The organism is Flavobacterium sp. (assembly GCF_027484205.1).
GTDB lineage: Bacteria > Bacteroidota > Bacteroidia > Flavobacteriales > Flavobacteriaceae > Flavobacterium.
On sequence record NZ_JAIXUB010000003.1, the window covers coordinates 13,279 to 27,030 of the forward strand.

Here is a 13,752-nt window from a genome sequence, read left to right on the forward strand (position 1 = left end):
CTTTTTGAAATCTATTTCTTTAAGATATATTTGTAAAAAATAAAGAAAATGAAATGCCTCAAGAAAGCCATGTTTTTGAGAGAAGATTCAAAAGGCATTACATCTTCTAATAAAAATTAAATAAAAATTACGGATGAAATTTATTGTATCAAGCTCGTATTTATTAAAACAATTACAAGTTTTAGGTAGCGTTATCAATAGTAGCAATACCTTACCAATTTTAGATAACTTTTTATTTGAATTAAATAAAAAAACACTAACAGTTTCTTCTTCTGATTTAGAAACGACTATGTCGGCTACTTTAGAAATTGAATCAACAGATAAAGGAAGTGTTGCTGTACCTGCAAAATTGTTATTAGATATTTTAAAAACTTTTCCAGAGCAACCATTAACGTTTACCGTTGAAGAAAATAGTACTATCGAAATTAGTTCTAATTCTGGTAAATATGCTATTGCTTATGCGCCAGGAGAAGAATTTCCAAAATCAGTTTCTTTAGAAGATCCGTCTTCAACATTAGTTCCGGCAGAAGTTTTAGCAACAGCTATCAGTAAAACAATTTTCGCAGCAGGAAACGATGATTTACGACCAGTAATGAGCGGTGTTTTCTTCCAGTTTTCTCCAGAAGGTTTGATTTTTGTTGCAACTGATGCTCACAAATTAGTAAAATATGCTCGTACCGATGTAAAAGCATCGCAAGTAGCAGATTTTATCATGCCAAAGAAACCTTTAAATATTTTGAAAAGTATTTTAGGTGCTTCTGATGCTGAAGTAAAAATTGATTACAATGATGCTAACGCAACGTTCTCGTTTGAAAATTATGTTTTAACTTGTAGATTAATTGATGGAAAATATCCAAATTATGAAGCTGTTATACCAAAAGAAAATCCAAATAAATTATTGATTGATAGAACACAATTTTTTAGTTCAGTTCGTCGTGTGGCAATTTTCTCAAATAAAACTACACACCAAATACGTTTGAAAATTGCTGGTGCAGAATTAAATATTTCAGCTGAAGATATTGATTACTCAAACAAAGCTGAAGAAAGATTGACTTGCGATTATCAAGGTGATGATATGCAAATTGGTTTCAACTCTCGTTTCCTTTTAGAAATGTTGAGCAATTTACAATCAGATGAAATTCAATTAGAAATGTCAATGCCAAACCGTGCTGGAATTTTAACTCCTGTTGATGGATTAGATGACGGCGAAACCGTTACTATGCTTGTTATGCCAGTAATGCTTAACAACTAAAAATACAATTAACTAACCCAACCGAAAAAAACCGTCTCGATTAATTTCTTGACGGTTTTTTATTTGTTCAAAATTTATAGAAAATTATTTTTTAGTTATGCATAAAATAATATTCTCCGTTCGGGTTTTTTTCTAAACTTTTTTTGGCACTTCTATGATTTTGCTCAAATGTTTCTAAATCTGTTCCTTTACAAATCCCGTAGGAATAATGATACTTTAAAAGTTCTAAATCTTCATTTGTTAATTCCTTATCTAAACTCACACAGTTAGATAAAAAACTTTTACAATCCCTATCTTTTAAAAATGAAAAATAACCTAATGACCAAATAAAGTGCTTTTTCATCAACATTAATTGTTCCTTCTCATTAAAAATTATTTTTGTGTCAATTTTCATGGTACATTTATAAATTTGTTGCTTATCATTCCAAGAAATATAACAACCATCTTTATCTTTTATCCTTGTATCCCAATCTATATCTGATGGTTTATTCAAAAAGTAGATAAAATAATTAGATTTTTCTTTACTATTGACAATCTTGATTTTTAAGGAATCTATTTCTTTATCAATAAATTTCATTAGTTTTACTAATTCCCTTTTGTTTTTATTAGTTACTGTAGAATCAAAATAAACTTTTATTTCTTCTTTCCAAATTTTCATTGTTGGAAGATTCTTGTTTTTTTTTGTTTTATTTAAATTTACCTTATCATACACCAAATTTTTATAGGTTTCCAAAAAAATTGAATCTTTAGGTTCGTAATTAACTTTAACACCATTCATTTTTGGCAGTCCTGTTACATAAATTAATGTATCTGATTTAATTATTATTGAACCAACAGAATCAATTTTTATATCGCGTGAATTTTTTAATTCTTTATAATTTGAAAATGGAATACCAGTAGTATTTAACTGAAAATTATATGTTCTTGTTATATGTTCTTGATTTTTTTGCCCAAACAAAAAATTAGAAGCAATTAAAAACAAAATAGCAAATTTTAATTTCATATTTTTTTACCAAATATAACTTTTTTTTACAACAAAACATTAGTGTAAAGCTAAAATTGGAACATCACTATTGTAAGACATTTTTTCTGTGAAACTCGAACTAAATAACGATTCAAAGAAGCTTCGTTTATATGTCAACATTGCTAAAACATCAATTTCTTGATGAATAATAAACTCTGAAATGGATTCTTTAACCTCTTCATTAGGTATAACAAAAAAAGTTACAGGATCGTTTTTAAATTGCTCTTTCCAATCCTCAAAAGTGGCTTCAGTAATATCAGTTGTTTTTGTTTTAACATAAAGACATTTGACTTTTGCATTAGTTGCTTTTGCAATTTTAATTACTTGTCTCAACGCTTCTTTATCTTTTTCACGATAACGAGTTGTAAATCCAATGGTTTCAATTTTAGTAAATATACAATCCTTAGGAATACTTAAAACAGGAACACTTAAATTTACAATTGCTTCACCAGTATTGGTACCTAAAAAAGCTTCTTTCCATCCATTTGCGCCAGATGTTCCCATGACAACATAATCAATTTTATCTTTTTTAATAATTTCTTTAATGTTGTATAACAAATCGCCATCTAAAATCATGTGCGACAATTGTATATGCTCAAAATGATGTTCTTCTGCAATAGCTCTTAGTTTAGGAACTTCATCTTTAAATCTTTCAAAATTGGATAATTCCAAGGAATCAAAAAGCACCTGATAATTTTGTGGAGCAAATTGATTGTCAATGATTGGCAATTCATAAGTATGCAATAAAATTAATTCGCCATGAACTAATTTTGCTAATCCCAAAGCGTGAACGAAAGCATTATTTGCCACTTCAGAAAAATCGGTTGGAAATAAAATCTTTTTCATTGTTTTAAATGTATTGGTTATACATATAAAATTACAACAATAAAAACCAAAAGATTATGATAACTATCATATTTACAATTATTTAACATCAATCGTAAATTAAAAAAATCAATTGAGATTCAAATAGTTATAAAATTTTAAAATTGGTATCTTTGCAATCTTAAATAAAAACTGTTATGATTTACAACGATACCATTGTTGCTTTGGCTACACCATCAGGTTCTGGTGCTGTTGCTATTATTAGAATGTCTGGTAAAAATGCTATTTCAATCGCGTCAGAGGTATTTCAATCGGTTTCAGGAAAAGAGTTGACCAAACAAAAAACACATACCATTCATTTAGGAACTATCGTTGATGAAAACAAAATTTATGATCAAGTTTTAGTTTCAATATTCAAAAACCCAAATTCCTACACAGGTGAAGATGTCATTGAAATATCCTGTCATGGTTCAACTTTTATACAACAACAAATTATTCAATTATTACTACGTAAAGGTTGCAGAATGGCACAAGCAGGAGAATTTACTCTTCGTGCCTTTTTAAACGGAAAATTAGATTTAAGCCAAGCAGAAGCTGTAGCCGATTTAATTTCATCTGATAATGAAGCTTCTCACCAAATTGCTATGCAACAAATGCGTGGTGGTTTTAGTAATGAAATTGCCAAATTAAGAGAAGAATTATTAAATTTTGCTTCACTAATCGAACTCGAATTAGATTTTGCCGAGGAAGATGTTGAGTTTGCAGACAGAACACAATTTCATGATTTATTGAACAGAATTGAATTTGTTTTAAAACGATTAATCGATTCTTTCGCTGTTGGAAATGTCATAAAAAACGGAATTCCTGTAGCTATTGTAGGTGAACCAAACGTTGGGAAATCAACACTTTTAAATGCTTTGTTAAATGAAGAACGCGCCATAGTTTCAGACATAGCAGGAACAACTCGCGACACAATTGAAGACGAATTAGTTATCGATGGCATTGGATTTAGATTTATTGATACAGCAGGAATTAGAGAAACTAAAGATGTTGTTGAAAGCATTGGAATTAAGAAAACATTTGAAAAAATTGAGCAGGCACAAGTAGTTCTTTTTTTAGTGGACAGTTCTCAGTTGTCAGATGACAGTTTAGAATCTCTTAAATCAGAAATTGAACAAATAAAAAACAAATATCCGTCCAAAACGTTATTGGTCATTTTTAATAAAATGGACTTGATGACCACAGAATTAGTAGAGAATATTAATTTAGAAATTTCAAATGCTTTATTAATATCCGCTAAAAACAAAACTGGAATTGACGATTTAAAAAATCAATTATTATCGTTTGTAAATACTGGCGCATTACGAAACAACGAAACAATCATCACCAATACAAGACATTACGACTCATTACATAAAGCATTAGAAGAAATTCAAAAAGTAAAATTTGGATTAAATTCAGGCATTTCCTCCGATTTAATGGCAATTGATATTCGCCAAGCACTTTTCTATTTTGGAGAAATTACTGGTGAAGTTACTAATGACGAGTTGCTTGGAAATATTTTTGCTAATTTCTGTATTGGTAAATAATTATCGAATATAATCCGCAAGCAACTTTAACTTGTAAAGCAAATTAGTAAACTGAAGCGCTATATTTGTGTTTTCGAGATCATCAAGCGAATTATTGTAGCTTTTTTGAATTCTTAAATGTTCTATTTTTTCATCAATGTTTCTAAAAAGCCAATTACAATCTTTGCCTATGTAACGCAGATTTCGATTGTCTTTAATATCTTCTTCCTCAATTTTACCAGGCTTTATAGAATTGAATGTAAAACGTTCTTTTCTCGCAGCTTGTATGGCTTCATTGTGCAATAAATCCAATAACTTATTATAATTAACCTTCTTTGATTTAGTAGCCGTTTCAAAAGCTTTGATGTTGAGACGCAACTCTCTGACAAGAGCATCTTTAATTGCACGATTGTTTTTAATTATACCACTCAAACCCGAGAGTAATTCGGGAATACTTTTCAAAACGGAAAGCCATTCTATTGCCATAATTTTATTAAATGTAGAAGACCAAATTACAAAAAGTTATTCATACACTAAAGAAATTACAAAAAATATATCCTAAACAGTTTTATCATTTAAAAATACTGATAAAATACTGAAAATTAATTATTAAGATAAGGTTACGATAATAAAAACACGTATTTATACGTGTTTTTTAACTAAATATTTAACATATATTTGTAGTCATAATTCTATATATTAACCATTAATTCTATAAACTATGTCAACAGAACCATTTATCGGAGAAATCAAATTATTAGGATTTGATTTTGCTCCAAAAAGTTATGCAAATTGCTTTGGACAATTAATGTCTATTAATCAAAACGCTGCACTATTTTCTTTATTAGGAACTACCTATGGAGGAAATGGACAAACTAATTTTGGTCTTCCTGATTTAAGAGGAAGAATGCCAATTGGACAAGGTACAGGTAACGGATTATCAAGCCACTCTATGGGAGAAATGTCAGGTTACTCTAATGTAACATTACTAACTGCTAACTTACCAGCACACAATCACCCAGCAAATGGAATTAGTGTGAATACTCCAGTATCAACTGGTGGTGGCGATACTGCTTCACCACAAGGTGCTTTTTTAGCTAATAACGGAGCAGAAGTTTTCTCTAGCGCTCCTACATCTGGAGCAAATTATGGTGCTTTAAGTGTATCTGGAAATACAGGTATTTCAGGCTCATCAGTGCCAATTAACGTTATGAATCCGTATCTTGTAATGAACTATTCTATTGCTATTTATGGAATTTTTCCAAGTCGTAATTAAACCAAATTATTAATCTAAAAAAGAACTATTATGTCAACAGAACCATTTATAGGCGAGATTAAATTATTAGGTTTCAATTTTGCACCACTAGGATATAATTTATGTAATGGACAAGCATTGTCAATTTCAGAATATACTGCTTTATTTGCATTAATAGGAACACAATATGGCGGAGACGGAGTTAACTCTTTTAATATTCCTGATTTGCAAGGTAGAATTCCTATTGGACAAGGTCAAGGTCCAGGTCTTCCTGACTATGTTTTGGGTGAAAAAGGTGGTAACGAATCTGTAACACTTTTAGTAGCAAACATGCCTGCTCACATTCATGATGCATCTGGAATCCATGCTAATATGCCAGTATCAACAGGCGGAGGAGATTCTGGTTCTCCACAAAATGCTTTTTTAGCAAATACAGGAGCTGAAGTTTTTTCAAGTGTATCAACACCAGGAGCTAATTATGGTTCCATAGCAACATCGGGTAATACTGGAGCTACGGGAAGTTCAAATCCATTTTCAGTTATGAATCCATATTTAGTAATGAATTATTCTATTGCCTTAGAAGGAATTTTCCCTCCAAGAAATTAAAATAAATATGTTAAAAATAGGAATATTATTACCTCGTTCAACTTATTATGAAACCATCGGGTTTGATTTATATGAAGGATTGAAACAAGGACTAAAACAAGCCGGAAGAGATGATATTAAACTAGTATCTGAAAACATCGGATTTGGAGCAGATAAACAACAATGCTATCGTTCAGCCGAAAAGCTAATATTAGAAGAAAATGTTTCTTTAGTAATTGGTTTTATTGGACATAGAACAGCACAATTGCTTCGCCCTTTATTTTTGGCAGCTAATAAAATTTTGATTGTTTTAGATGCGGGTGCCAATCTTCCGCAAGAATGGTCTTTTTGTCCAAATATAATCTATCATTCCCTTCACAATTCACTTGGCGCATGGTCATCTGCTCAAATGGCTGTCAAAGACGGTTATACAAATGGCGGAATGGTCACAGGTTATTATGATGGTGGTTACCTTCAAACCTTTAGTCTTTCAAAAGGATTTGAAAATGCAGGTGGAACTATTTGTTTCAATCATGCTACAGGTTACAAAAATGAAGATTTCTCTATGGAACCTTTAATAAACCATCTAAATAATTATCCTAATAGTGCTTTGTTGAGTTTATTCAGTGGTGATTTTGTACAATGGTACTTTTTGTGCTTACAACAGTCGAATGAATTTAATAATATTCCTATTTATTTATCCCCATTTGCTTTGGAAGAAACCATGCTAGAAAAAGCAGTTTTTACCAATAATTCAATAAAAGGAATAGCATCTTGGTCAAAAAATATTCCTACCGATGAAAATGCTTTATTCAAAGAAGCAATGGAATCGTCAGGTAGGATTCCAAACTTGTTTTCATTAATCAGTTGGGAAAGCAGTCAAATTATTATTAAGGTGTTAGCACTTATGGAAGAAAATAAAAACAATCTTCCGAAAGTTGCCGATGCCTTATCATCGTTTGAATTCAATGGTCCGAGAGGGAAAATTCAATTCCATAAAGAAACTAATATGACTTTAGCTCCACAATATGAAGTAAAGATTATTTCTGATGCTCATGGAATGTGTCAACTAGAATTAGGAAATGAAGTTACTGGAACAATGGAGAGTTTTGAAAAATTAAGATCATTTGATTTAGAAGAAGTTACATCGGCGTGGTACAATAGCTACGTTTGCATTTAAATGGAAAAAACAATTAAAATTGTGGTTTTATGTGGTGGAAAATTTGCTTTCAAAGCATTACAATCCCTAGCAATTGAAAAATTTCTATGTGGAATTGGAATTGGGAATGGAGAAAAGTCCATTGTAAATGCTCTTGAAAATCAATGTGATGAAAACGGTATTGCATTTCAATCTTTTCAGAATAAAAGTTCTTTAAATAAAATGAGAAGTTGGTTGGAAGTTGTTAATCCTGATTATATTTTTTCAATTTCGTTTCCGTTTTTAATAACAGAAGAAATATTATCATTTGGACCAACAAAATTCATAAACTTCCATCCTGGTCCGCTTCCTCAATATAGAGGAGCAATGCCAATTTTTGAAGTATTAAGAAATCAAGAAAAAGAAACCGCAGTAAGTGTGCATTACATGAATTCGAAATTCGATGAAGGTGAACTACTTTTTAAAGATGCAGTTTCCATAGAAGCAAATGATACTTTTGGAAAATTAGCCATGAGATTGAGTAATCACACTGCTCAGGTTGCATTAAATTTGGCTAATATGTTACAATTTGCAACCAAAATACCGAGTAATAAACAAGATGAAAACGAGGCTTGTTATTACGAAAAACCAGAATTAGTAGATACTATGATTAACTGGAAAAGAATGTCGGCAGATGAAATAATAGCTTTAATCAATGCCTGTAATCCTTGGCATGTGGGTGCTGATACATTTTTTGATGGAGAACAAATAAAAATTGTAAATGCGTCAAAACTTGAGGAAACACATAATGATGAAAGGATTGGTTTTGTGCTATCTACCGATGAAAATGCTATTATTGTTGCTTGTTCTGATAATGAACAAATTAAAATCGATTTACTAAGTTCTGATTATGGGATAATGAATGCTTCACAGTTCATGTCCTTTAAAAAGGTAGAAAATAAAAAATTCGGATAAAATAACCAACTCCATATATAACCTTTAAAAAATCCAATTAACTAAATTATTTTTTATGAAAAAAATTACACTATTATTAATTATGACGTGTCTCTTTGCGCTAAAAGGATACAGTCAAACGCAATTCTGGAGCGATACTTTCGATAGTTCGCCCACAAGCGGAACCCGAACAACGGAGGAAAATGGAGGAACGAGTCCATTGCCAAGTTTAAGTTATTTTAAACTTACTGATGGTTCAACAATTTCTCAAGTTGTTCCCTTCACAGGTAAAGAAGGAAGCTTTTTTTGGGCTGGTGAAGATCACAATGCCCTTGGAACAGGTTTTAGTGCTAGTGGCGCTGTAACTAACCAAACTGCAAGTGCTACAACTAACGAACTTCAAATTGATTGGACTGGAATAAACATTGCCGGAAAAACGGGTTTGAGTTTTAAAGGTCTAATAGCTGCTGCTAGTACAAACGAACCTTGGGACAACACAAATGCTTGTATTAGTGGTGTTGGAACAACAAATACTGATTATATTATAGTTGAATATAGTATAGATGGAAGTCCATATACTAGTTTAATTCGTTTCTTTAATAGAGGAAGTGCCTCTGGTACAGGAGACAAATATTTATTTGAAGATACAGATGGTAATGGTTGTGGAGACGGAACTCAATTAACCAATGCTTTTAATGAGTTTACGAAAAACATCTTAGGAACTGGAAACACTCTTAGTCTACGAATTAGAATATTTAGCGAAGGAAATAATGAAGAATGGGGAATTGATAATTTCAGATTATTTGAAGCTCCTTCTTGTCCTACTGTCATAGTAACCCCATTAGCACAAACTAATGTGAGTTGTAATGGTGGATCAAACGGTTCAGCAAGTGTTACAGCTTCTGGCGGTACTGGACTTACTTACAATTGGAGTCCAGGTACACCATCAGGAGATGGAACAGCAACAGTGACAGGTTTAACTCCAGGACTTTGGACTTGTACAGTAACTAATTCTTGCGGAAATTCTTCGTTCACCAATATTACAATTACACAACCGACTGCAATAGTAGTTTCACCACTCTCACAAACTAATGTTTCTTGTTTTGGAGGTTCTAATGGTGCTGCTCAAATCAACACACCAACTGGTGGAACTGGAAGTTATACTTACAATTGGACTCCAGGAAATCCTATAGGTGACGGAACAAGATCGGTAACTGGATTATCAGCAGGAATTTGGACTTGTACGGTTACGGACGCCAATGGATGTACTGCTGTACAAAATTTTAACTTAAATCAACCTACTGCTTTAACGGTAACTCCAGCATCACAAACTAATGTTTCTTGTTTTGGAGGTTCTAATGGTGCAGCTTCTATTAATATTCCAACTGGAGGAGCTGGTGGTTATACTTACAATTGGACTCCAGGAAATCCTACAGGTGACGGAACAACTTCGGTAACTGGATTATCAGCAGGAACTTGGACTTGTACGGTTACGGATGCCAATGGATGTATTGCAGTACAAACTTTTAACTTAAATCAACCAACTGCTTTAACGGTAACACCAGCATCACAAACTAATGTTTCTTGTTTTGGAGGTTCTAATGGTGCTGCTTCTATTAATACTCCAACCGGAGGAGCTGGTGGTTATACTTACAATTGGACTCCAGGAAATCCTTCAGGTGACGGAACAACTTCGGTAACTGGATTATCAGCAGGAACTTGGACTTGTACGGTTACTGATGTTAATGGATGTACAGCTGTACAAACTTTTAACTTAAATCAACCAACTGCTTTAACGGTAACTCCAGCATCACAAACTAATGTTTCTTGTTTTGGAGGTTCTAATGGTGCAGCATCTATTAATACTCCAACAGGAGGTGCTGGTGGTTATACTTACAATTGGACTCCAGGAAATCCTACTGGTGACGGAACAACTTCGGTTAATGGATTAACAGCTGGAACTTGGACTTGTACGGTTACGGATGTTAATGGATGTACTGCTGTACAAACTTTTAACTTAAATCAACCAACTGCTTTAACGGTAATTCCAGCATCACAAACTAATGTTTCTTGTTTTGGAGGTTCTAATGGTGCAGCTTCTATTAATACTCCAACTGGAGGAGCTGGTGGTTATACTTATGATTGGACTCCGGGAAATCCTACAGGTGACGGAACAACTTCAGTTACAGGATTAACTGCTGGAACTTGGACTTGTACAGTTACTGATGTTAATGGATGTATTGTTTCACAAAACTTTACTGTAACAGAACCAGCAGTAGTTTCATCCCCAACTGCAACTGCAACACAAACTTTTTGTAATGGTGCAACTGTAGCAAATTTAGCTGCAACTGGAAGCTCTTTACAATGGTACCTAACTTCTTCTGGAGGTTCGCCTTTGGCTTCGAATACTGTACTTTTAGATGCTACTAACTATTATGTTTCACAAACAATTGGTAGTTGTGAAAGTAACAGAACAACTGTATCTGTAACCTTAAGTTCATCGTCAACAAATACGACTACTGTTTCTGCTTGTGATTCGTATACTTGGACTGTGAATGGAACAACTTATACTACATCTGGAACATATAACTTCGTTTCAGGTTGTAACACTGAAGTTTTAAATTTAACTATCAATCCAAGTACAACAAATACAACAACAGCAACAGCTTGTGATTCGTATACTTGGACTGTGAATGGAACAACTTATACTACATCTGGAACATATAACTTCGTTTCAGGTTGTAATACAGAAGTTTTGAATCTAACTATCAATCCAAGTACAACAAATACGACAACAGCTTCTGCTTGTGATTCGTATACTTGGGCTGTGAATGGTTCTACTTACACAACTTCAGGAACATATAACTTTGTTTCGGGTTGTTTAACTGAGATTTTAAATTTAACAATTACTCCAAGTACAACAAATACGACTACGGCTTCAGTTTGTGATTCTTATACTTGGGCTGCTAATGGAACTACTTATACAACTTCTGGAACTTATAATTTTGTTTCGGGTTGTGTTAATGAAGTTCTGAATTTGACTATTACTCCTACTCCAATTGTTGATGCTGGTGTAACTCCTGCTACTGCTTGTGCTAATTCAATTGTGGTTTTAACTGGTACAACACCATTAACAACTTCAAGCGGTTTTACTGGTGCTTTTGCTCCTGCAAATTGGAATTTTGTTAATACAAATGCAAATGGCTCTGTAAACACAGCTGCTGCTCCAGCTTCAATTGCGATTACAGGTGGAAACAACGGAAGTGGCTCTGCTGGAAATAGTAATTATACCATTGTAGTTCCTACTTCGGGAAACATTTCTTTTAACTGGAATTACACTACTACTGATGGTGCTAATTGGGACAGACCTAGAATTTTAATCAATGGAACTCCTACGGTTCTTACAGGATATAATACATCTGGTTCTACTTCACAATCAGGAACAATGACAGTACCAGTTACTGCTGGTCAAACATTTGGTTTTAATGTATTTACTCTTGATAATTCGTTTGGTGCTGCAACTGTTACTTTTAGTAATTTTGTTGCTTCTACTCCAACTTTACAATGGACTGCAAGTAATGGTGGAACGATCGTAGGCGCAAACAATCAATTGAGCGTTTCAGTTTCTTCTGCTGGTACTTATACCCTTACAGCATCTAACGGAACTTGTACTGCTTTTGATTCAGTAGATGTAAATTATTTTATCGCAACTCCGCAACCAACTGCTAATGCAACTCAATCATTCTGTGATGCTGCAACTGTAAATAACTTACAAGCAACTGGAACAGCTATTCAATGGTTTGTTGCTCCAACAGGAGGAACTGCTTTAAATGCAACTGATGCTTTAACTAATGCAACAACTTACTATGTTTCGCAAACTTTAAATGGTTGTGAGAGTACACGAGTAGCAGTTAGTGTAGTAATTACTCCAAGTACAACAAATACGACTACTGCTTCGGCTTGTGATTCGTATACTTGGGCTGTGAATGGTACAACTTATACTACTTCTGGAACATATAACTTTGTTTCGGGTTGTAATACAGAAATTCTTAACTTAACAATCACACCTAGTACAACAAATACAACTACTGCTTCAGCTTGTGATTCCTATACTTGGACTGTAAATGGGACTACATATACAACTTCTGGAAGTTACAACTTCGTTTCAGGTTGTAATACTGAAGTCTTGAACTTAACTATCACACCAAGTACTACAAATACAACAGATATTACTGCTTGTGATACCTATACGTGGGCTGTGAATGGTACAACTTATACAACATCTGGAAGTTACAATTTCGTTTCAGGTTGTAATACTGAAGTTTTGAATTTAACAATTACTCCAAGTACGACAAATACAACTACTGCCTCGGCTTGTGATTCGTATACTTGGACTGTAAATGGAACAACTTATTCAACCTCTGGAAGTTACAACTTCGTTTCAGGATGTAATACTGAAGTCTTGAATTTAACAATTACACCAAGTACAACAAATACAACAAATATTACTGCTTGTGACACCTATACTTGGGCTGTAAATGGTTCTACTTACACAACTTCTGGAACATATAATTTTGTTTCGGGTTGTTTAACTGAGGTATTGAATTTAACAATTACTCCAAGTACAACAAATACAACTACTGCTTCAGTTTGTGATTCGTATACTTGGGCTGCAAATGGTACTACTTATTCTACTTCTGGAACTTATAACTTCGTTTCGGGTTGTGCTACTGAAATTTTGAACTTGACTATTACTCCTACACCAATTGTTGATGCTGGTATTACTCCTGCTACTGCTTGTGCAGATACAACTGTGGTTTTAACAGGAACGGTATCGCCAGTTCCTTCAACTGGATTTACTGGTGCTTTTGCACCTGCAAATTGGAATTTTGTTAATACAAATGCAAATGGCTCTGTAAACGCAGCTGCCGCTCCTACTTCAATTGCAATTACAGGTGGAAACAATGGAAGTGGATCTTCTGGAAATAGTAATTATACGATTGTAGTTCCTGCTTCAGGAAACATTTCTTTCAACTGGAGTTATAATAGTGCTGATGGTGCTAATTGGGACAGACCAAGAATTTTAATCAATGGAACTCCTACAGTCCTTACGGGATATAATACTTCTGGTTCTAGTACACAATCAGGAAC

The 13,752-nt window shown here is 33.3% G+C and carries 10 protein-coding genes; 7 read left to right on the forward strand and 3 right to left on the reverse strand.

The features are described 5' to 3' along the window. The first annotated feature begins 133 nt into the window (after positions 1-133). A complete protein-coding gene (dnaN, locus tag Q0049_RS01755) occupies positions 134-1,252 on the forward strand; it encodes a DNA polymerase III subunit beta (RefSeq protein ID WP_298115846.1) in 1,119 nt (372 codons plus the stop codon). Between the two features lie 91 nt (positions 1,253-1,343). On the opposite strand, the gene Q0049_RS01760 is transcribed toward dnaN, so the two are convergent. Then, the gene (locus tag Q0049_RS01760) at positions 1,344-2,255 is read right to left on the reverse strand and encodes a hypothetical protein (protein ID WP_298115849.1); all 912 of its coding nucleotides are present in this window, start codon (positions 2,253-2,255) and stop codon (positions 1,344-1,346) included. Positions 2,256-2,294: 39 nt separating this feature from the next. Beyond that, complete coding sequence (locus Q0049_RS01765; RefSeq protein ID WP_298115852.1) at positions 2,295-3,122, reverse strand: universal stress protein; 828 nt, start codon at positions 3,120-3,122, stop codon at positions 2,295-2,297. Positions 3,123-3,298: 176 nt separating this feature from the next. On the opposite strand from Q0049_RS01765, the gene mnmE reads away from it, so the two are divergent. Next, positions 3,299-4,690, forward strand: a complete 1,392-nt coding sequence (gene mnmE / locus Q0049_RS01770; RefSeq protein WP_298115855.1) for a tRNA uridine-5-carboxymethylaminomethyl(34) synthesis GTPase MnmE — start codon at positions 3,299-3,301, stop codon at positions 4,688-4,690. Here mnmE and Q0049_RS01775 read toward each other — a convergent pair whose 3' ends face one another. Further along, a complete protein-coding gene (locus Q0049_RS01775) occupies positions 4,691-5,155 on the reverse strand; it encodes a hypothetical protein (protein ID WP_298115857.1) in 465 nt (154 codons plus the stop codon). Positions 5,156-5,390: 235 nt separating this feature from the next. On the opposite strand from Q0049_RS01775, the gene Q0049_RS01780 reads away from it, so the two are divergent. From Q0049_RS01780 to Q0049_RS01800, 5 genes are all read left to right on the forward strand, one after another. After that, positions 5,391-5,945 (forward strand): phage tail protein, encoded by a 555-nt coding sequence (locus tag Q0049_RS01780; protein WP_298115860.1) that lies wholly within the window; start codon positions 5,391-5,393, stop codon positions 5,943-5,945. A 30-nt stretch (positions 5,946-5,975) separates the two neighbouring features. Beyond that, on the forward strand, positions 5,976-6,530 hold the full coding sequence (locus Q0049_RS01785; protein WP_298115862.1) for a phage tail protein: 555 nt from the start codon (positions 5,976-5,978) through the stop codon (positions 6,528-6,530). Between the two features lie 7 nt (positions 6,531-6,537). Then, complete coding sequence (locus Q0049_RS01790; RefSeq protein ID WP_298115865.1) at positions 6,538-7,689, forward strand: ABC transporter substrate-binding protein; 1,152 nt, start codon at positions 6,538-6,540, stop codon at positions 7,687-7,689. After that, complete coding sequence (locus tag Q0049_RS01795) at positions 7,690-8,622, forward strand: formyltransferase family protein (RefSeq protein WP_298115868.1); 933 nt, start codon at positions 7,690-7,692, stop codon at positions 8,620-8,622. 55 nt (positions 8,623-8,677) lie between these two features. Further along, positions 8,678-13,752, forward strand: a 5,075-nt coding sequence (locus Q0049_RS01800) for a hypothetical protein (protein WP_298115869.1), incomplete at its 3' end; no start/stop codon positions are given.

What these genes read in the sequence shown, in the direction of transcription:
- Q0049_RS01785 (WP_298115862.1), top strand. Translation starts at nt 5,976, where the DNA reads ATGTCAACAGAACCATTTATAGGCGAGATTAAATTATTAGGTTTCAAT.
- dnaN (WP_298115846.1), top strand. Translation starts at nt 134, where the DNA reads ATGAAATTTATTGTATCAAGCTCGTATTTATTAAAACAATTACAAGTT.
- Q0049_RS01760 (WP_298115849.1), bottom strand. Translation starts at nt 2,255, where the DNA reads ATGAAATTAAAATTTGCTATTTTGTTTTTAATTGCTTCTAATTTTTTG.
- Q0049_RS01790 (WP_298115865.1), top strand. Translation starts at nt 6,538, where the DNA reads ATGTTAAAAATAGGAATATTATTACCTCGTTCAACTTATTATGAAACC.
- mnmE (WP_298115855.1), top strand. Translation starts at nt 3,299, where the DNA reads ATGATTTACAACGATACCATTGTTGCTTTGGCTACACCATCAGGTTCT.
- Q0049_RS01765 (WP_298115852.1), bottom strand. Translation starts at nt 3,122, where the DNA reads ATGAAAAAGATTTTATTTCCAACCGATTTTTCTGAAGTGGCAAATAAT.
- Q0049_RS01780 (WP_298115860.1), top strand. Translation starts at nt 5,391, where the DNA reads ATGTCAACAGAACCATTTATCGGAGAAATCAAATTATTAGGATTTGAT.
- Q0049_RS01775 (WP_298115857.1), bottom strand. Translation starts at nt 5,155, where the DNA reads ATGGCAATAGAATGGCTTTCCGTTTTGAAAAGTATTCCCGAATTACTC.
- Q0049_RS01795 (WP_298115868.1), top strand. Translation starts at nt 7,690, where the DNA reads ATGGAAAAAACAATTAAAATTGTGGTTTTATGTGGTGGAAAATTTGCT.